This is a genomic window from Pseudomonas sp. BP01, assembly GCF_022760795.1.
Lineage (GTDB): Bacteria > Pseudomonadota > Gammaproteobacteria > Pseudomonadales > Pseudomonadaceae > Aquipseudomonas > Aquipseudomonas putida_Q.
Window position 1 is genome coordinate 57075 of the sequence record NZ_JAFBKA010000015.1, and the last position, 19337, is coordinate 76411.

The following is a 19337-nucleotide window of genomic DNA, read 5'->3' on the forward strand; positions in this document are numbered from 1 at the left end:
AAAGGCGATCCGGTTGGATCGCCTTTTTCGTTACTTGACCACTTTCAGGCTTGGTCGGCCAGTTGGGCGCGGCGGCTGGCCCCCCCCTTCTGGCGGGCCATCATCGTCCGGCTGCACATCATCCTCTTCCAGCTCGTCGCCATCCATCGGCGACTCCAGCTCGAAGACCATGCCTTGGCCATTTTCACGGGCATAGATGCCCAGGATGGCGCCAACCGGCACGAACAGCGAATGGGCCACGCCACTGAAGCGGCCCTCGAAGCTGACCGCGTCGTTATCCATGTGCAGGCTGCGCACGGCACTTGGCGAGATATTCAAGACGATCTGGCCATCACTGGCGAAACCATCCGGCACCTGGACTTTCGGGTATTCGGCATTGACCAGCATATGGGGCGTGCAATCGTTGTCGACGATCCACTCATACAGTGCTCGAACCAGATAGGGGCGACTGGAGTTCATCAACAGCTCCTTAAAGCTTGCGCATTTCACGTTCTACGGAGGACAGGCTCGCCAGGAAAGGCTCCCGAGCGAACTGCCGCTCCATGTAATCCAGCAGCGGCTTGGCTTGCCGCGGCAATTCGATACCCAACACTGGCAAGCGCCAGAGTATGGGCAATAGACAACAATCGACCAGGCTTTGATCCTCACTCATGAAACAGGCGTACTCACCGAACAATGGCGAGACACCGGTGAGGCTTTCGCGCAGGGCCTTGCGCGCCTCGACACGGGCGGCCTCGGTGCTGCGCGAGTCCAGCACGGTGTCGGCCAGGGCACACCAGTCGCGCTGGATGCGGTGCATCAGCAAACGGCTGTTACCCCGTGCAACCGGGTACACCGGCATCAGCGGCGGGTGCGGGTAACGCTCCTCGAGGTATTCCATCACCACGGTCGACTCATACAACGCCAGGTCACGGTCGACCAGGGTCGGCACACTGCCGTAAGGGTTTACCTCGGCCAGCTTGGCCGGCAGGCGACTGGGGTCGACATCGATGACCTGCACGCTGACACCCTTCTCGGCCAGCACAAGGCGTACCCGATGAGAATAGTGATCAGCGGGATCGGAATAGCAGGCTAACCTGTTGGTTGCGCCCATGTAGCGGCTCCTCGCACGGGATGCTTGTGCAACTGTAAATGAAAACGCGCCTGGGGCCCCCTGGCAAAACTGCCAGGGCGCCCCAGGCGCGTTCAACAACCAGAAACTACTGCGTGATCAGTGCACGTCCTTCCAGTATTCACGCTTGAGCAAATAGGCGAATACGAAGAAGAAAGCCAGGTACAGCAACACGTAGGTACCAATGCGCTGGCTTTCCAGTTTGACCGGGTTGGCCGAATAGGCCAGGAAGGTCACCAGGTTCTTGACCTTCTCGTCGAACTGCTCGGTGGTCAGGGTACCGGATTTCGGCGTGATGGTCAGCTGGTCACAGGCTTCGTGGGTGATCGGGCTGCCGGTCAACGGGTCGAATTGCTTCTTGCCATCGGTTACCGTCTGCACCTGCTTGCAGCCAATTACCTGGTTACCCTGCAAGCCCACCAGCACGTTAGGCATGCCGACGTTCGGGAACACCTTGTTGTTCACCCCGTAAGGCCGCGATGGGTCCTCGTAGAAGCTGCGCAGGTAGGTGTACAGCCAGTCGGTACCCCGCACACGGGCGACCAGTGTCAGGTCTGGCGGCGCAGCACCGAACCAGGTCTTGGCGTCACTGGGCTTCATGCCGATCTGCATGTGGTCACCGATCTTGGCACCGGTGAATACCAGCTTCTCGAGCATCAGCTCGTGGGGGATGCCCAGGTCGTCGGCTACCCGCTCGTAACGCTGAAACTTGGCACTGTGGCAACCCATGCAATAGTTGGCAAAGGTGCGCGCACCATCCTGCATGGCCGCCTTGTCGGTCAGGTCGATATCGGCCTTGTCCAGCTCCAGGCCGTGTTCGGCAGCGAAGGAAAACGCAGGCATCACTGCCAGCAAAAATACTGCAATCAACTTTTTCATCAGCCAGTCACCCTTTCCGGAACCGGTTTGGTCTTCTCGAGCCTTGTGTAGAACGGCATCAGCAGGAAGTAGGCGAAGTACAACACCGTGCACACCTGCGACAGCAAGGTACGCCCAGGTGTCGGCGCCAGAACGCCCAGCACGCCGAGGATGACGAAGGACACGCAGAACACCAGCAGGAAAACCTTGCTGATCCAGCCCTTGTAACGCATGGAACGCACCGGGCTGCGGTCGAGCCAGGGCAGTACGAACAGCACGGCAATGGCCGCGCCCATGGCAATCACGCCCATCAGCTTGTCAGGCACCGCCCGCAAGATTGCGTAAAACGGTGTGAAGTACCACACCGGCGCGATGTGCTCAGGTGTCTTGAAGGCGTTGGCCTGCTCGAAGTTCGGTTTCTCCAGGAAGTAACCGCCCATTTCCGGGAAGAAGAACACCACGGCGCAGAACACGAAGAGGAACACCACCACCCCGACGATATCCTTGACGGTGTAGTACGGGTGGAACGGAATACCGTCCAGCGGAATACCGTTTTCGTCCTTTTTCTTCTTGATGTCGACACCATCGGGGTTGTTCGAACCCACTTCGTGCAGCGCAAGAATGTGCAGCACAACCAGGCCGAGAATCACGATAGGCAGGGCGACCACATGCAGGGCGAAGAAGCGGTTCAGGGTGATGCCCGAAATCAGGTAGTCACCACGGATCCACTGGGTGAGGTCGTCACCGATTACCGGGATGGCACCGAACAGGGAGATGATCACCTGGGCACCCCAGTACGACATCTGACCCCACGGCAGCAGGTAGCCCATGAAGGCTTCGGCCATCAGCGCAAGGTAGATCAGCATGCCGAACAGCCAGACCAGCTCGCGAGGCTTCTGGTAGGAGCCGTAGAGCAGGCCGCGGAACATGTGCAGGTAGACCACGATGAAGAACGCCGACGCACCGGTGGAGTGCAGGTAGCGCAGGATCCAGCCGTACTCAACGTCACGCATGATGTACTCGACCGAAGCGAACGCCTCTTCCGCCGAGGGCGTAAAGCTCATGGTCAGCCACACACCGGTGACGATCTGATTGACCAGCACCAGCAATGCCAGGGAGCCGAAGAAGTACAGGAAGTTGAAGTTCTTGGGCGCGTAATACTTGCTCAGGTGGTCTTCCCACATCTTCGTGGCGGGGAAGCGAGCATCAATCCAGTCCATGAACTTGCTCATCATGCGTTCTCCTGATCGACGCCGATGACGATGATATCGTCCGACTCGTAAGAGTGCGGTGGCACAGGCAGGTTGAGAGGTGCCGGCTGCGACTTGTAGACACGGCCGGCGAGGTCGTAGTGGGAGCCGTGGCACGGGCAGAAGTAGCCACCCACCCATTTCGGACCAAGGTCAGCAGGCGCAACTTCCGGGCGGAAGGTGGGTGAGCAGCCCAGGTGCGTGCACAGCCCGACAAGAATGAGAATTTCCGGCTTGATCGAGCGAACCTCAGGGTCGACGTAGGTTGGCTGCACCGAGGCCTTGGACTCGGGATCAGACAAGTCACCCGTGATTTTTTTCAGGTTGCCGAGGATTTCCTCCGTTCGCCGCACGATGAATACCGGCTGGCCACGCCATTCGGCCACCATCTGCTGCCCGGCCTCGACCTTGGCGATATTGACCTTCACCGGTGCACCTGCGGCTTTCGCCTTGGCACTGGGAAACCATGACCCCACGAACGGTACCGCAGCCCCCACTGCTCCCGCTGCCCCGACCACGGATGTCGCGGCTACGAGGAAGCGGCGCCGGCCTGCGTTGACGCCGTCATTGCTCATTCAGTCCTCTCCCATCAGCTTGCTTGGCCTGTTGAACCAGGCTCGTACTTAGGTTGTGTCAATGGCACTAAAATTTGGCAGCCATGGTAAGAAACAAATCCACACACTGACAAGGTGATTACCCAAGCAAGGGCCACAACCCGCGCTTTGCTTGATCTGCGTCTATGCGACAAGCGGCCACTGACATGCTGACAGGTTAGTTCAAGCCAAAAAAAAAGCCCGGTTCCAAGGAACCGGGCTTTTTTCGACTGCCGAAGCGGTATTAACGCTTGGAGTACTGAGGACGCTTACGCGCTTTACGCAGACCCACTTTCTTACGCTCGACTTCACGAGCGTCGCGGGTGACGTAGCCAGCACGACGCAGAGCGCCACGCAGGGTTTCGTCGTATTCCATCAGAGCGCGGGTGATACCGTGACGGATCGCACCGGCTTGACCGCTGACACCACCACCGGAAACGGTGACGTAGATGTCGAACTTCTCAACGGTTTCGGTCAGCTCGAGTGGCTGGCGAACAACCATGCGAGCGGTTTCGCGACCGAAGAACACGTCCAGAGAACGGTTGTTGATGGAAATGTTACCAGTACCCGGACGCAGGAATACGCGAGCGGTTGCGGTCTTGCGACGGCCAGTGCCGTAATTTTGAGTCGCCGACATAATGAACTATCCCGTTAGATCTTCAGTTCTTGAGGCTGCTGAGCAGTGTGTGGGTGAGCAGCACCCGCGTACACTTTCAGCTTGCGGTACATGTCGCGACCCAGCGGGTTCTTAGGCAGCATGCCTTTGACCGCGGTTTCGATAACACGCTCAGGGGCCTTGGCGATCAACTTCTCGAAGTTGATTTCCTTGATACCGCCCGGGAAGCCGGAGTGGGAGTAGTACATTTTGTCGGAAGACTTGGCACCAGTCACACGAACCTGCTCGGCGTTGATAACGACGATGTAGTCGCCGGTGTCAACGTGAGGGGTGTATTCTGGTTTGTGTTTGCCACGCAGACGGCTAGCGATTTCGGTAGCCAGACGACCCAGGGTCTGGCCAGCGGCGTCGACTACGAACCACTCGCGCTTTACTGTTTCCGGTTTAGCAGTAAAAGTTTTCATTCTCTAAAGCCTCAGAGGCCGCCCAGCGAAAAATAGACGGCGAATCTTACTGGATAGTGCACGGCTTGCCAAGGGCAAGCGCGCAGCCGAACACAGACGCTTTTGGGGGCTCGGGTCGGGCACGCCAATGTTCGACGGGGTTCTTCCTGCGTGATGGTGCATCACTTCCGCCACGCGGAGAGGGGCTGAATTATCCAGATTGCGAGAAAAATTTCAACCTGCTTTGATGGGCATCTATTGCCAAGGAGTGTCTAACCGATGGAATACCGCCAGCTCGGCCGTACCGACCTCAATGTCAGCGCCCTGTGCCTGGGCACCATGACCTGGGGCGAACAGAACGTTCAGGCCGAAGCCTTCGAACAGATTGCCCGGGCCAAGGCCGCCGGGGTGAACTTCATCGACACCGCCGAGATGTACCCGGTACCGCCGCGCCCGGAAACCTACGCGGCCACCGAGCGCATCATCGGCAACTGGTTCCGTGACAACGGTGATCGCGACGACTGGGTGCTGGCCAGCAAGGTCGCAGGCCCAGGCAACGGCATCAGCCACATTCGCGACGGCCAGCTCAAGCACAACCGCCAGCACATCGTCGCGGCGCTGGAGGAGAGCCTGAAGCGCCTGCAGACCGACCGTATCGACCTGTACCAGCTGCACTGGCCGGAACGCAGCACCAACTTCTTCGGCAAGCTGGGCTACCAGGACCTGCCCCAGGACCACTTCACCCCGCTGGAAGAAACCCTTGAGGTGCTCGACGAGCAGGTACGTGCGGGCAAGATCCGCCACATCGGCCTGTCCAACGAAACGCCGTGGGGCACCATGAAGTTCCTGCAACTGGCCGATAGCCGGGGCTGGCCGCGGGCGGTGTCGATCCAGAACCCGTACAACCTGCTCAACCGCAGCTTCGAGGTGGGCCTGGCTGAAGTGGCCATCCGTGAGCAGTGCGGCCTGCTGGCGTATTCGCCGCTGGCCTTCGGCATGCTCTCGGGCAAGTACGAGAACGGCGCACGCCCGGACAACGCGCGCCTGACCCTGTTCAGCCGCTTTGCCCGCTACTCCAACCCGCAGACCGTGTCAGCCTGCAGCCGTTACGTGCAACTGGCCCGCGAGCACGGCCTGGACCCGGCGCAGATGGCCCTGGCGTTCGTCACCCGGCAGCCGTTCGTGACCAGCAACATCATTGGCGCGACCAGCCTGCAACAGCTGGACAGCAACCTGGCGAGCCTTGAGCTGAGCCTGAGTGATGAGCTGCTGGCGGCGATCGAAGCCATACACCAGGCGCAGCCGAACCCGGCGCCTTGAGCTGCAAGGGGCTGCCTTGCAGCCCCGCGGCGACACGGGGTAGACACAATCGCCAAAAAATAAGACGATCCAGCCGGTGATTGACCACTCTACCCTATAAGAACAATGACAATGATGTTTACCCAACCCTCCGCGTCGCTGCGGCGCGTCAGCATCCTGGCCATTGACAAGGTGTTTGCTTCGACCTTGATGCAGGCCAAGGACTTCTTCCATCTCGCCAGCCTGCGCTACAGCAAGCAGCTGGGCCTGGGCTTGCAGCCCATGTTCGAGATCTGCCTGGTGAGCCCCGACGGCCAGCCCGTGGACAGCTTCAGCAATGTGCAGCTACCGGTCGACGGTGGCCTGGACGACGCCGATGTGATCATCCTCCCGGCCTACTGGGACGATTTCGACAACCTCCTGCAACGTTATCCACAGGTGCTGCCATGGCTGCGTGAACAGCATGCCCGCGGTGCGGTGCTGTGCGCCGAGGCCAGTGGTGTGTTCTGGCTGGCCGAATCCGGCCTGCTCGATGGCAAGGAGGCCACGACCTACTGGCGCTTCTTCACCAGCTTTGCCGAACGCTTCCCGAAGATCAGGCTGAACCAGGACAAGCACCTGACCGACGCCGACAATATCTATTGCGCCGGCGGCGCCACGTCGGCCTGCGACCTGTACATCTACCTGATCGAGCGCTTCTGCGGCGCCAACGTGGCCCGCGCGGTATCCCGCGACATCCTCTACGAAGTGCAGCGCAACTACACCCCGGGGCGCATGGGCTTTGGCGGGCAGAAGCTGCACCAGGACCTGATCATCCTGCAGATCCAGCACTGGCTGGAGGAACACTTCGCCGACAAGTTCCGCTTCGAGGACGTCGCCCGCAACCACGGCATGAGCATCCGCAACTTCATGCGCCGCTTCCAGGGCGCGACGGGTGACAAGCCGCTGCACTACCTGCAACGGCTGCGGATCGAGACCGCCAAGGGGTTGTTGTCGAGCACGCGCAAGAGTATCAAGACCATCAGCTACGAAGTTGGCTATGACGATGCCAGTTTCTTTGCGCGGCTGTTCCGCCAGCACACCGAGCTGTCACCGAACCAGTATCGGCAGCAGTTCATGCAAGAGGCTTGAGGGCCATGGGGGCTGCTTTGCAGCCCCAAGGGCTTAGGGCTTGTGCGCGCGCGACAGGAATTCGTGCGACTGCATCTCCAGCAACCGGCTCAGGGTGCGCTGGAACTCGAAGCTCAGGCGCCCGCCGGTGTACAGGTCTTTGAGCTCCACTTCGGCCGAGATGATCAGCTTGACATTGCGGTCGTAGAACTCGTCCACCATGTTGATGAAGCGGCGGGCGATGTCGTCGGTGGCGACCCCCATCTGCTCCACATTGCTCAGCAGCACGGCGTGGAAGATCTTGCCCAGTTCGATATAGTCGTTCTGGCTGCGCGGCCCATCGCAGAGGGCGCGGAAGTCGAACCAGGCGACATCGTCGCAGGTGCGCAGGGCATTGATCGGACGGTTCTCGATCATCAGCACATCGTTCTCGACCGCCTGGGTGCACTCAGGCGTCAGCGCCTTGAAGCTGGCACGCATGCTCTGGTGCGCCGCATCGTTGAGCGGGTAGTGGAACAGTTCGGCCTGCTCCAGGTGACGCAGACGGTAGTCGACCCCACTGTCAACGTTCACCACGTCGGTGAACTGCTTGATCATGGCAATGGCTGGCAGGAAGCGGGCGCGTTGCAGGCCGTCCTTGTACAGGCCATCCGGCACGATGTTGGAGGTGGCCACCAGCGACACGCCGTTCTTGAACAGCTCTTCCATCAGGGTGCCGAGGATCATGGCGTCGGTAATGTCCGACACGAAGAACTCGTCGAAGCAGATCACCCTGGCTTCGTCGCTGAAACGCTTGGCGATGATGGTCAGCGGATTCTTCTCGCCCTTGAGGGTTTTCATTTCCTCGTGCACACGCTTCATGAAGCGGTGGAAGTGCGTACGCATCTTCTGCTTGAACGGCAGCGCTTCGTAGAAGGTATCGACCAGGTAGGTCTTGCCTCGCCCTACCCCACCCCAGAAGTACAGGCCCTTGACCGGGGTCTGCTCCTTCTTGCCGAACAGCTTGCCGAACACGCCCGGCTTGTTGTTCTGCGCTTGTACCAGGTCGTCGTACAGGCGCTGCAGGTGACGCACCGCAGTTTCCTGCGCCGCGTCATGGAAGAAGTCGGGACGTTTCAGATCTGCTTGATAGCGTTCTAAGGGAGTCATAATTCGTTAGCGAGGCAACAAAAAACGGGCCGTCACTGTAGCGACAGGCCCGCTTAATGGCAATCAGTCTGTGGGAGCGGGCGCGCCCGCGAACACCGGCAAAGCCGGTGCCAAGCACCGCGGCGCCTGCTTCGCGGGCTTGCCCGCTCCCACAGTTCGACAGCCTCAGTCCTGCAGGGGTGCCAAGGCATCACGCAGGCTTTGAATGGCCGCATCACGGGCTTCGGCGCTGTCGAACTGCGGCCCTTCGGCAACCTGCTCGCCGTTGAGCCACAGGCCGAAGCTCAGGCCTTCGACCCGTACATCGGCCTCGCCACCCTGCTGCAGCTGCTTGCTCACGGCGCCGGCGCTCTTGCCATCGGCGAAGCTTCGCGACAACAGCAGCTGCTCTCCGTCAGCGGCCAGCAGGCGGAAGCGGAAGCTGCCGTCTTCGTCGCGGAAGCTGACAAAGCGTGCGCTTTTGGCGGCCTTCTTCTTCACCTCGGTGCTGGCCTGCACGCTGCTGCGGAACGACCGCAGGCCCACGGCCTCGCGCAGCTGCTCAAGGAATGGCGTGGCAATCTTGCGGGCCTTGGCGGCGCCGGCCAGCAGGATGTCTTCCAGGTCCGCCGGGCGGGCGATCAGCTGGTGGTAGTACTCGCGTTTTTCAGCCAGCTGGCCATCCAGCAGCTGGAACAGGCGCTGCTTGGCATCGCCCCAGCCCAGGCCCTGCAGCAGCTCTTCGCGGAACCCGGCGCATTGCTCCGGCGTCGAGAAGGCCTGGTACAGGGTGAACAGGTGCGAGTTGTCCGGGTCTTTCGCTTCACCCGGCGCGCGCGAGTCGGTAACGATGCGCGAGATGGCGTCTTTCATATCCTTGGCGCTGGTGAACAACGGGATGGTGTTGTCATAGCTCTTGGACATCTTGCGCCCGTCCAGGCCTGGCAGCGTGGCCACGCTTTCCTCGATCACCGCCTCTGGCAGGGCGAAGAAGTCCTGGCCCTGGCCGAACAGGTGGTTGAAGCGTTGGCCGATGTCGCGGGCCATTTCCACGTGCTGGATCTGGTCACGGCCGACCGGCACCTTGTTGGCGTTGAACATCAGGATGTCCGCGGCCATCAGCACCGGGTAGCTGAACAGGCCCATGGTCACGCCGGCGTCCGGGTCTTCGCCGTTTTCGACGTTCTTGTCCACCGAGGCCTTGTAGGCATGCGCGCGGTTCAGCAGGCCCTTGGCGGCAACGCAGGTCAGCAGCCAGGTCAGCTCGGGGATTTCCGGGATGTCGGACTGGCGGTAGAAGGTCACCTTGTCCGGGTCGAGGCCACCGGCCAGCCAGGTGGCGGCGATTTCCAGGCGCGAGCGCTGGATGCGCAGCGGGTCATCGCACTTGATCAGGGCGTGGTAGTCGGCCAGGAAGTAGAACGAATCGACACCGGGCTGCTGGCTGGCACGGATCGCCGGGCGAATGGCGCCGGCGTAGTTGCCCAGGTGCGGAGTGCCGGTGGTGGTGATACCGGTAAGAATGCGCGTGGTCATGGGTGTTCGCTTATTCAGGCTTGGCTCAGTTCGAAAGGCGCGGCAGCAGCAGATCCTTCAGATCGGTCAGCTTGCCATGGAAGAAGTGTCCGCATTCTGCCACTTTCAGCAGCTCATGGGGGCGCGACAGGCTGTCGGACCATTCGTAAACCAGCTGCGGCGCGACCACTTCGTCGGCATCTGGCTGCACCACAGTGATCGGGCAGTGCTGTGGCAGCGGGAATTCGGCCGTCAGGCGCATCACTGCCGGGGCAATCATGAACAAGTGTTGCAGCGTTACCCCGGCGGCCTCCAGGCGGCCGGCCAGGCTGGTGGCAACGAAACCGCCGAACGAGAAGCCCATCAGCACCAGTGGCAGGTCGGGGTGCCTGGCGCGCAGCCAGGCGGCGGCAGCCTCGGCATCGGCCACTTCGCCGGCCCCCATGTCATGGCTGCCGGCGCTCTGGCCGACGCCACGGTAGTTGAAACGCAGGGTCACGTAGCCGGCATCGCGGGCCGTGCGTTGCAGGGTCGAGACCACCTTGTTGAGCATGGTGCCGCCCTGGACCGGGTTGGGGTGGCAGATCAGCACCGCGCCACGGGCCTCAGCCACGTCCAGGTACAAGGCTTCCAGCTGGCCGGCGGGGCCATCGATGAACAAGGGGGTTTCGCGGACAAGCAAGGCACTACTCCGTGACCTCGGGAAGGGTCGATTCGTCTAGGTGAGGAATTCTGTTCTGATTTGCGATCGCTCGCGGTATACAGCGCAGGTCTGAGCCGTTAACGTAAAGCAAAGCCGTTTATAGAGGAAGGACTCGTGGAACTCTCGCTCCTTGTTTGGTTGTTGCCAACCCTGGCCCTGGTCATCGGCGTGGCGGTCGGTTTCATTGTTGCCCGCCTGCTGCCCAACGCAGCGCCCAGCAACACCCAGCGCCAACTGGACGACATCCAGAAGCGCTTCGACAGCTACCAGAACGAAGTGGTCACCCACTTCAACAGCACCGCCATGCTGGTCAAGAAACTGACCCAGAGCTACCAGGACGTACAGGATCACCTGGCCGAAGGCGCCAACAGCCTGGCCCTCGATGAAGTCACTCGCCAGCGCCTGCTGGCTGCCCTGCATTCCGAAGCGCCGCAAGGCCCGCGTGACCGCCTGACCCCACCGAAAGACACCGCCGAAGTGCCGCGCGACTATGCGCCAAAAGCACCGAACTCGCCGGGCATGCTCGATGAGAGCTACGGGCTCAAGCGTTGATCTGCTGAACATGCAAAAGGCCTCGCGAGAGGCCTTTTTTGTGCTTTGAATCGCCAAGAGAACCCCGCCAGTGCGGGGCTCCCAGTTCAGATCAAGGCTTGCGCCAGGACTGGCCACCTTCATCATCGTCACCGCCACTGCGGCAAATGAACAGGTCGATGTATTTCGGGACTACGGTCATTGTCAAACTCCTCTTGGATAAGCCGGCCAATTCACCAGCTCACCCAAAGTGCCATCGCCTGATCCCATAAGGCATTGGGCAAGTGTTCCCGATCCTGCAAGGCAAGTTCATGCACACGCCTTCAACGCCACCTCGATATCTGCCAGCAGGTCCTCCACATCCTCCAGCCCCACTGACAACCTCACCAACCCTTCCGATATCCCGTGATGGGCCCGCTCCTGCGGCGTGTAACTGGAGTGGGTCATGCTCGCCGGGTGCTGTGCCAGCGACTCGGCATCCCCCAGGCTCACCGCCCGGGCAAACAGCTGCAACGCATTCATGAAGCGCCGCCCGGCCTCGATACCGCCCTTGAGCTCAAAGGCAATCATCCCGCCCGGCAAACGCATCTGCCGCTGTGCCAGTTCGTACTGGGGAAACGACGGCAAGCCCGGGTAGTGGATAAGCTCCACCTGGGGCTGCCCGGCCAGGAACTGCGCGACCTCCAGGGCGTTGGCGCAATGCCGGTCCATGCGCAGTGCCAGGGTCTTGATACCGCGCATCAACAACGCAGCGTCATGCGGTGACAAGGCTGCCCCGGTCATGTCCTTCAGCCCTTCCAGGCGAATGCGGTCGACCAAAGCCTTGCGTCCCACCACCAGGCCCGCAGTGATATCACCATGGCCACTGAGGTACTTGGTCGCCGAATGCACCACCAGGTCCACCCCCAGCTCCAGTGGCCGCTGCAGGTACGGCGTGCAGTAGGTGTTGTCGACGACCACAAGCACGTCTTCCCCACGTACAGCCTCGACCACCGCTGCTATGTCGACCAGTTGCATATTGGGGTTGGCCGGTGTTTCGAAGTAGATCATCCGCGTTTTACTGTTGATCGCCGCTTTAAGGGCTTTGGCGTCGTTGAGGTCGACATGCTGAATCTTGACCCCGAACTCGCCAATACCATGGTGCAGGAATGCGAAGGTACAGCCATACAGCGTACGCCCGACGATCAGTTCATCACCGGGCCGCAGCAAGGTCCAGAGGGTCGAGGTAATCGCGCCCATCCCCGACGCCAGCGCCAATCCTGCTTCACCGCCCTCCAGCGAGGCCATGCGTTGCTCAAGCAAGGCCAAGGTGGGGTTGGAGATGCGGCTGTAGAAGTGCCCAGCCTCTTCCCCGGCGAAGCAGGCAGCGCCGTATTCAACGGTGGGAAAGGCATAGGTAGCGGTCTGGTACACCGGTGGCACCAGGGCACCACCGTGGGAAAGCGGGTCGTAGCCATGGTGAATGGCCCGTGTGGAAAAACCGGTGTTGTTATGGGAGCCGCGCATGGCAACAGCCTCTTGTGGTTTGTTATAAGCTTATGCCACCAAGCTGCCCGATTTTTTCCAAAATAGCCCACGCATCTGCGTGCTTGCTGGAACAAAAACAACAATTAACGGACCAGGAGGGCAAAATATGCCTTCAAGCCTCGACCGCACCGACCGCGCCCTGCTTGCCGCCTTGCAGGACAACGCCCGCCTGACCATTGCCGAACTTGCCGACCAGGTGGCGTTGACCACTTCGCCCTGCTGGCGTCGGGTCAAACTGCTGGAAGACAACGGCTACATCACCGGCTACCAGGCGATCCTCTCGCCCAAGTCGCTGGGGTTTGGCGTGACCGCGTTCGTCAGCATCATGATGGACTCGCACACCAAGGACATGGCGCTGGCGTTCGAGCAGCGGCTGATGGAGATTCCCGAAATCGTCGCCTGCCACAACATCTCCGGGCGCTATGACTTTTTGCTGGAGATCCTGGCGCGGGACCTGGAGTCGTTCGGGGAATTTACCCGGGAAGTGCTGCAACGGCTGCCGGGGGTGAAGGAGATCTATTCGAGTTTTTCCTACAAGGCGGTGAAGGAGCGGCGGGTGATTCCGGTGTCGGAAAAACATATTTGAAACGGATACGCAGCACCTGTGGGAACGAGAAATAAAAAACCCCGCCGAAGCGGGGTCTTTTAATTGCAGGCCAGCGCTTAGATAGCGCCGCGCTGACGCAGCACGTCGAGCACCTGTTTCACACCTTCATCCACGCTGGTGGACTGGGTGTCGATTACAAGGTCGGCATCCAGCGGCACATCGAACGGGAAGCTTTCGCCCGGGATGTTTTCGCCACCGGCAGCGTACAGGCCTTGCGGGTCGCGCTCGCGGCAAGCCAGCGGCGAGGCCTGGACGTAAACGGTCACCAGGCGCTCTTTGCCGATCAGGGCCTTGGCCTGCTCGCGGCCTTCGGCATCCGGGGCCACGAACGCAGCCAGGGTCAGCAGGCCGGCTTCGTTGAACTGGCGCGCCACATGGGCGGCGCGGCGCCAGTTTTCGGTGCGACCGGCGCGGTCTTGCGGCAGGCCCTTGTTCAGGTCGTGGCGCAGGTTCTGGCCGTCCAGCACGTATACCGCACGGCCCATGTCGAACAGCTTGCGCTCCACGGCGTAGGCCAGGGTGCTCTTGCCCGCGCCGGACAGGCCGCTGAACAGCACGGTGGCCGGCTGCTGACCGAAGCGCAGGGCGCGCTCTTCGGTAGACACGTGGGCCTGCTTGCCATGCTGGCCGGTGCTGCCATGCGGCAGGACTGGCGGAGCGATGATCATGCCAGCGCCAACGGTGCCGTTGGTCAGGCGGTCGATGACGATGAACGCACCGGTGGTGCGGTTGCTGTCGTAGCCGTCCAGGGCGATCGAGGCGTCCAGCGCAACCTTCACGCGGCCGATCTCGTTCAGCTGCAGCGCGCTGGCAGCGCCCTGCTCCAAGGTGTTCACATCGACCTTGTGGGTGATGCTGGCAATCGAGCCCGGTACGTAGCTGGTGGCGCGCTTGATGTCGTACTTCTTGCCCGGGAGCATCGGCTCTTCGGCCATCCACACCAGCATGGCGTCGAACTGGTCGGTCACCGGCGGCACGTTGTCGGCATGTACCAGCAGGTCGCCACGGGAGATGTCGATCTCGTCTTCCATGGTCAGGGTCACGGCCTGGCCTGGGCCGGCGTTTTCCAGTTCACCTTCGTAGGTGACGATGGACTTGACGCGGCTGCTCTTGCCCGACGGCAGCACGACGATTTCATCGCCCTTGTGCACCACGCCGCTGGCAATGGTGCCGGCGAAGCCGCGGAAGTTCAGGTTCGGACGGTTCACGTACTGCACCGGGAAGCGCAGGTCGGTGAAGTTGCGGTCGGCCGCAACCTCGACGGTTTCGAGGATTTCCATCAGCGTCGGGCCGGTGTACCACGGCGACCGCTCGCTGTGGTTGACCACGTTGTCGCCCTTGAGCGCCGACATTGGCACGAACTGCAGGCTGCTCGGGGTCAGGTTGATGGCTTCGGCAAACTTCAGGTAGTCGGCCTTGATCGACTCGAAGACGCCTTCATCGAAGCCCTTGAGGTCCATCTTATTGACCGCGACCACGATGTGCTTGATGCCCAGCAACGAGGCAATGTAGCTGTGGCGACGGGTCTGGGTTTGCACGCCATAGCGGGCATCGACCAGGATGATCGCCAGGTCACAGGTGGATGCACCGGTGGCCATGTTGCGGGTGTACTGCTCGTGGCCCGGGGTGTCGGCAATGATGAACTTGCGCTTGGCGGTGGAGAAGTAGCGGTAGGCGACATCGATGGTGATGCCCTGCTCACGCTCGGCCTGCAGGCCGTCGACCAGCAGCGCCAGGTCGACTTCTTCGCCGGTGGTGCCGGACTTCTTCGAATCACGGGTGATGGCTTCGAGGTGGTCCTCGTAGATCATCTTCGAATCGTGCAGCAGGCGCCCGATCAGGGTGCTCTTGCCATCGTCAACGTTGCCGCAGGTCAGGAAGCGCAGCAGTTCCTTGCGCTCGTGCTGGGCCAGGTAGGCGAGGATGTCCTCGCTGATCAGATCAGATTGGTGCGACATGGAGTAACCCTGAAATTAGAAGTAGCCTTGGCGTTTCTTGTCTTCCATGGAACCGGCGCCATCGTGGTCGATGACACGGCCCTGGCGTTCGGACGTTCGGGTCAGGAGCATTTCCTGAATGATGTCCGTCAGGGTCTCGGCTTCCGACTCGACAGCGCCCGTCAGCGGGTAGCAGCCGAGGGTACGGAAACGCACCTTCTTCTTGACGATACGGGCTTTCTCTTCCTCGGAGAGGTGCTCGAGGATGCGCTCGTCGTCGATCATGATCAGGGTGCCGTTCTTCTCGATGACTTCACGCTCGGCGGCGAAGTACAGCGGCACGATCGGGATGCCTTCAAGGTAGATGTACTGCCAGATGTCCAGCTCGGTCCAGTTCGACAGCGGGAATACGCGGATCGACTCGCCTTTGTTGACCTTGCCGTTGTACACGTTCCACAGCTCGGGGCGCTGGTTCTTCGGGTCCCAGCGGTGCTTGCTGTCGCGGAACGAATACACACGCTCTTTGGCCCGCGACTTCTCTTCGTCGCGGCGCGCGCCACCGAAGGCGGCGTCGAAACCATGCTTGTCCAGTGCCTGCTTCAGGCCCTGGGTCTTCATGATGTCGGTGTGCTTGGAGCTGCCATGGGTGAACGGGTTGATGCCCTGCGCCACACCCTCAGGGTTGACGTGGGTGATCAGTTCCAGGCCCATTTCCTCGACCATCTTGTCGCGGAAGCTGTACATCTCCTGGAATTTCCACTGGGTGTCGACGTGCATCACCGGGAACGGCAGCTTGCCCGGGAAGAAGGCCTTGCGCGCCAGGTGCAGCATCACGGCGGAATCCTTGCCGATCGAGTACAGCATCACCGGGTTGTCGAACTCGGCGGCCACCTCGCGGATAATGTGGATGCTTTCCGCCTCCAGCTGTTTCAAGTGCGTCAGTTTGTCGACCATGGCTACTCACGAAAAACGATCTTATGGACGGCCTGCGGGCCGTGTTCGAGCGAGCCACTTTATCACAGCGGCTGCTTCTATTTAGGAGGCGAGCTAGATCGAAAAGGTCTAACGATATGACTGTGGGTTTGGGCTGCCAGGCCCGGCCCCTTCGCGGGCGACGCTGATATCAGATGGGATTGGGGCAATCGATGAACAGGTGCTCCACGGCAAACCGCCGCGCCAGGTAATCGCCCAGCGCCTGCACCCCGTAACGCTCGGTGGCATGGTGCCCGGCAGCAATGAAGCTGACGCCATTCTCGCGCGCACTGTGGTAGGTCTGCTCCGACGCCTCGCCGGTCAGGTACAGGTCCACCCCGGCCGCAATCGCCGTGTCGATGTAACCCTGCCCGCCACCGGTGCACCAGCCGACCCGGCGGATCATCTGCTCCCCCTCCACCAGCAACGGCTCACGCCCCAGCACGTCCTGAACTCGCCGGGCAAAATCGCGCGCAGTCACAGGTTCGGCCAATGAGCCGACCAACCCGATCACCTTGGGGTTCTCCGGGTCCAGCGGCCCCTCGACAGTGATGTCCAGTTGCCGCGCCAGTTGCACGTTGTTGCCCACCTCCGGGTGCACATCCAGCGGCAGGTGAAAGGCCAGCAGGCTGATGTCGTTGTTCAGCAAGGTTTTCAGGCGACGCTGGCGGATACCGGTAATGCAGGGGTTCTCGCCCTTCCAGAAGTAACCATGGTGCACCAGCACCAGGTCGGCCTGGGCCTCGACCGCAGCATCCAGCAACGCCTGGCTGGCGGTAACGCCGCTGACGATACGGCTGACCTGCGGCCGGCCCTCCACTTGCAGGCCATTGGGGCAATAATCCTGGATCTTCGGGCTGCCCAGGTAACGCTCGGCTTCCTCGACCAGGGTGTTTAGAGCGACGGCCATGAAAATCTCCTCGAAAACTGCGCTTTTCTCGGGCGCAACGCCAATGGAACGCCCGTATAATGCCGGCCATTATGGGCCGTCGCCGGCACTGGGGGAACCGGTGTATGATCGCGCGCGCTCATGCCCCACTGCGCGGCCACTGGCCCTCGCTCTTTCCAGGATTCGTTCATGTTCAAGGCTTTGCGTTACTTTGGCTGGCCCCTGCTTACCGGCGTACTGATCGCCATGCTGATCATCCAGCGTTTCCCGGAGTGGGTAGGCCTGCCCAGCCAGGACGTCAACCTGCAACAGGCACCGCAGACCACGCGGATCATGCAAGGCCCGGTGTCGTACGCCGACGCCGTGACGCTGGCTGCCCCTGCAGTGGTCAACCTATACACCACCAAGGTGGTGAACAAGAGCGCTCATCCACTGTTCGAAGACCCGCAGTTCCGCCGTTTCTTCGGCGACAACCTGCCCAAGCAGCGCCGCTGGGAGTCGAGCCTGGGCTCGGCGGTGATCATGAGCCCCGAGGGCTACCTGCTGACCAACAACCATGTCACCAGCGGCGCCGACCAGATCGTCGTGGCCCTGAAAGATGGCCGCGAAACCCTGGCCCGCGTGATCGGCAGCGATCCGGAAACCGACCTGGCGGTACTGAAGATCGACCTGAAGAACCTGCCGGCAATCACCATCGGCCGCTCCGACACCATCCACATCGGCGACGTGTCGCTGGCCATCGGCAACCCGTTCGGGGTCGGCCAGACTGTGACCATGGGTATCATCAGCGCTACCGGCCGTAACCAGCTGGGCCTGAACAACTACGAAGACTTCATCCAGACCGACGCAGCGATCAACCCCGGCAACTCGGGTGGCGCGCTGGTCGATGCCAGTGGCAACCTGGTCGGCATCAACACCGCCATCTTCTCCAAGTCCGGTGGTTCGCAGGGCATCGGCTTCGCCATCCCGGTGAAACTGGCGCTGGAGGTGATGAAGTCGATCGTCGAGCACGGCCAGGTGATCCGTGGCTGGCTGGGCATCGAGGTGCAACCGTTGAGCCAGGAGCTGGCCGAATCGTTCGGCATGAAGGACCGCCCGGGTATCGTGGTGGCAGGCATCTTCCGCGAAGGGCCGGCGGCCAAGGCTGGGTTGCAACTGGGTGACGTGATCCTGAGCATCAACGGCGAACCGGCCGGTGACGGGCGCAAGTCGATGAACCAGGTGGCGCGGATCAAGCCCAACGAGAAGATCACCATCGAGGTGATGCGCAATGGGCAGCAGCTGAAGCTGATTGCCGAGGTGGGGCTGCGGCCGCCGCCGGCGCCGGCTGCCAGCCAGGAAGAGAAATAAACCCAGGGCCGCGTTGCGGCCCTTCGCGGGCACGCCCGCTCCCACAGGAATTACGCAGGCTCCAAAGCCAGCGCTAAACCTGTGGGAGCGGGCGTGCCCGCGAAGGGCTGCCGCGCAGCCCAAACAGCATCAATGCAGGATCTGGCTCAGGAACAACCTGGTCCGGTCGCTGCGCGGCCGGTCGAAGAAGTCATCCGGCGCCGCCTGCTCCACGATCTCCCCCTTGTCCATGAAGATCACCCGGTTCGCCACGGTGCGGGCAAAGCCCATCTCGTGGGTCACGCAGAGCATGGTCATGCCATCCTCGGCCAGGCCGACCATGGTATCGAGCACTTCCTTGACCATTTCCGGGTCCAGCGCCGAGGTCGGCTCGTCGAACAGCATGATCTTCGGCTTCATGCACAGCGCACGGGCAATCGCCACACGCTGCTGTTGGCCACCCGACAGCTGCCCCGGGTACTTGTGCGCCTGCTCGGGAATACGCACGCGCTCCAGGTAGTGCATGGCAATTTCCTCGGCCTTGCGCCGCGGCATCTTGCGCACCCACATGGGCGCCAAGGTGCAGTTTTCCAGAATGCTCAGGTGCGGGAACAGGTTGAAGTGCTGGAACACCATGCCCACTTCACGGCGGATGGCCTCGATCTGCTTCAGGTCGTTGGTCAGCTCCACGCCATCAACCACGATGCGCCCCTGCTGGTGTTCTTCCAGGCGGTTGAGGCAACGGATGGTGGTGGACTTGCCCGAGCCGGACGGCCCGCACAACACTATGCGCTCGCCTTGGCGCACGTTCAGGTTGATGTCCTTTAGCACATGGAACTGGCCGTACCACTTGTTCACACCCTGCATCTGGATGATGCCTTCGGGGCCGGCAGGCTGCTTGATCGCTTCACTCATTTCG

Annotated in this window: 20 protein-coding genes; 5 read left to right on the forward strand and 15 right to left on the reverse strand. The window is 61.5% G+C overall.

Translation table 11 applies throughout. From position 1 onward, the window contains the following. Nucleotides 1–30: 30 nt before the first annotated feature. The 7 genes from JOY50_RS15195 to rplM form a co-directional block, all read right to left on the reverse strand. Nucleotides 31–459, reverse strand: coding sequence for a ClpXP protease specificity-enhancing factor (locus JOY50_RS15195; protein ID WP_019471504.1), 429 nt, complete (start codon nucleotides 457–459; stop codon nucleotides 31–33). A gap of 10 nt (nucleotides 460–469) precedes the next feature. Further along, complete coding sequence (locus JOY50_RS15200) at nucleotides 470–1093, reverse strand: glutathione S-transferase N-terminal domain-containing protein (RefSeq protein ID WP_016498035.1); 624 nt, start codon at nucleotides 1091–1093, stop codon at nucleotides 470–472. Between the two features lie 117 nt (nucleotides 1094–1210). After that, on the reverse strand, nucleotides 1211–1990 hold the full coding sequence (locus JOY50_RS15205; protein WP_012274075.1) for a cytochrome c1: 780 nt from the start codon (nucleotides 1988–1990) through the stop codon (nucleotides 1211–1213). After that, a complete protein-coding gene (locus JOY50_RS15210; RefSeq protein ID WP_010952438.1) occupies nucleotides 1990–3201 on the reverse strand; it encodes a cytochrome bc complex cytochrome b subunit in 1212 nt (403 codons plus the stop codon). Before JOY50_RS15210 ends, JOY50_RS15205 begins: the two co-directional genes overlap by 1 nt. Then, the gene (petA, locus tag JOY50_RS15215) at nucleotides 3201–3794 is read right to left on the reverse strand and encodes a ubiquinol-cytochrome c reductase iron-sulfur subunit (RefSeq protein ID WP_016488981.1); all 594 of its coding nucleotides are present in this window, start codon (nucleotides 3792–3794) and stop codon (nucleotides 3201–3203) included. The genes JOY50_RS15210 and petA overlap by 1 nt, the downstream gene beginning before the upstream one ends. A 262-nt stretch (nucleotides 3795–4056) precedes the next feature. Continuing rightward, nucleotides 4057–4449 carry a 30S ribosomal protein S9 gene (rpsI, locus tag JOY50_RS15220; protein WP_003260797.1) on the reverse strand — a complete coding sequence of 131 codons (393 nt, stop codon included), beginning with the start codon at nucleotides 4447–4449 and terminating at the stop codon, nucleotides 4057–4059. A gap of 14 nt (nucleotides 4450–4463) precedes the next feature. After that, nucleotides 4464–4892 (reverse strand): 50S ribosomal protein L13, encoded by a 429-nt coding sequence (gene rplM, locus JOY50_RS15225; RefSeq protein WP_003260798.1) that lies wholly within the window; start codon nucleotides 4890–4892, stop codon nucleotides 4464–4466. A gap of 258 nt (nucleotides 4893–5150) precedes the next feature. On the opposite strand from rplM, the gene JOY50_RS15230 reads away from it, so the two are divergent. Beyond that, nucleotides 5151–6191, forward strand: a complete 1041-nt coding sequence (locus JOY50_RS15230) for an NADP(H)-dependent aldo-keto reductase (protein ID WP_243055467.1) — start codon at nucleotides 5151–5153, stop codon at nucleotides 6189–6191. A gap of 189 nt (nucleotides 6192–6380) precedes the next feature. After that, the gene (locus JOY50_RS15235) at nucleotides 6381–7301 is read left to right on the forward strand and encodes a GlxA family transcriptional regulator (protein ID WP_177313756.1); all 921 of its coding nucleotides are present in this window, start codon (nucleotides 6381–6383) and stop codon (nucleotides 7299–7301) included. A gap of 33 nt (nucleotides 7302–7334) precedes the next feature. Here the strand turns inward: JOY50_RS15235 and zapE are convergent, their stop codons facing one another. From zapE to JOY50_RS15250, 3 genes are all read right to left on the reverse strand, one after another. Further along, the gene (zapE, locus tag JOY50_RS15240; RefSeq protein ID WP_016498030.1) at nucleotides 7335–8429 is read right to left on the reverse strand and encodes a cell division protein ZapE; all 1095 of its coding nucleotides are present in this window, start codon (nucleotides 8427–8429) and stop codon (nucleotides 7335–7337) included. Between the two features lie 165 nt (nucleotides 8430–8594). Next, nucleotides 8595–9944 carry a tryptophan--tRNA ligase gene (locus tag JOY50_RS15245; protein ID WP_132842406.1) on the reverse strand — a complete coding sequence of 450 codons (1350 nt, stop codon included), beginning with the start codon at nucleotides 9942–9944 and terminating at the stop codon, nucleotides 8595–8597. 25 nt (nucleotides 9945–9969) lie between these two features. Beyond that, on the reverse strand, nucleotides 9970–10605 hold the full coding sequence (locus tag JOY50_RS15250) for an alpha/beta hydrolase (RefSeq protein WP_019473789.1): 636 nt from the start codon (nucleotides 10603–10605) through the stop codon (nucleotides 9970–9972). A 135-nt stretch (nucleotides 10606–10740) separates the two neighbouring features. On the opposite strand from JOY50_RS15250, the gene JOY50_RS15255 reads away from it, so the two are divergent. Continuing rightward, the gene (locus JOY50_RS15255; RefSeq protein ID WP_016488987.1) at nucleotides 10741–11178 is read left to right on the forward strand and encodes a YhcB family protein; all 438 of its coding nucleotides are present in this window, start codon (nucleotides 10741–10743) and stop codon (nucleotides 11176–11178) included. A gap of 288 nt (nucleotides 11179–11466) precedes the next feature. On the opposite strand, the gene JOY50_RS15260 is transcribed toward JOY50_RS15255, so the two are convergent. Then, nucleotides 11467–12663, reverse strand: a complete 1197-nt coding sequence (locus JOY50_RS15260; protein WP_243055468.1) for a methionine gamma-lyase — start codon at nucleotides 12661–12663, stop codon at nucleotides 11467–11469. A 127-nt stretch (nucleotides 12664–12790) separates the two neighbouring features. On the opposite strand from JOY50_RS15260, the gene JOY50_RS15265 reads away from it, so the two are divergent. Further along, nucleotides 12791–13270 carry an Lrp/AsnC family transcriptional regulator gene (locus JOY50_RS15265; protein WP_132842411.1) on the forward strand — a complete coding sequence of 160 codons (480 nt, stop codon included), beginning with the start codon at nucleotides 12791–12793 and terminating at the stop codon, nucleotides 13268–13270. Between the two features lie 77 nt (nucleotides 13271–13347). On the opposite strand, the gene cysN is transcribed toward JOY50_RS15265, so the two are convergent. The 3 genes from cysN to JOY50_RS15280 form a co-directional block, all read right to left on the reverse strand. Next, complete coding sequence (gene cysN, locus JOY50_RS15270; protein WP_132842413.1) at nucleotides 13348–15249, reverse strand: sulfate adenylyltransferase subunit CysN; 1902 nt, start codon at nucleotides 15247–15249, stop codon at nucleotides 13348–13350. Between the two features lie 15 nt (nucleotides 15250–15264). Continuing rightward, nucleotides 15265–16182 (reverse strand): sulfate adenylyltransferase subunit CysD, encoded by a 918-nt coding sequence (gene cysD, locus JOY50_RS15275; RefSeq protein WP_003251799.1) that lies wholly within the window; start codon nucleotides 16180–16182, stop codon nucleotides 15265–15267. A gap of 169 nt (nucleotides 16183–16351) precedes the next feature. Then, a complete protein-coding gene (locus JOY50_RS15280; protein ID WP_132842415.1) occupies nucleotides 16352–17110 on the reverse strand; it encodes a Nif3-like dinuclear metal center hexameric protein in 759 nt (252 codons plus the stop codon). 168 nt (nucleotides 17111–17278) lie between these two features. Between JOY50_RS15280 and algW the strand changes: the two genes are divergently transcribed. Continuing rightward, a complete protein-coding gene (gene algW / locus JOY50_RS15285) occupies nucleotides 17279–18439 on the forward strand; it encodes a Do family serine endopeptidase AlgW (protein WP_132842418.1) in 1161 nt (386 codons plus the stop codon). A gap of 129 nt (nucleotides 18440–18568) precedes the next feature. On the opposite strand, the gene JOY50_RS15290 is transcribed toward algW, so the two are convergent. Beyond that, a complete protein-coding gene (locus JOY50_RS15290) occupies nucleotides 18569–19333 on the reverse strand; it encodes an amino acid ABC transporter ATP-binding protein (protein ID WP_016498022.1) in 765 nt (254 codons plus the stop codon). Nucleotides 19334–19337 lie beyond the last annotated feature (4 nt).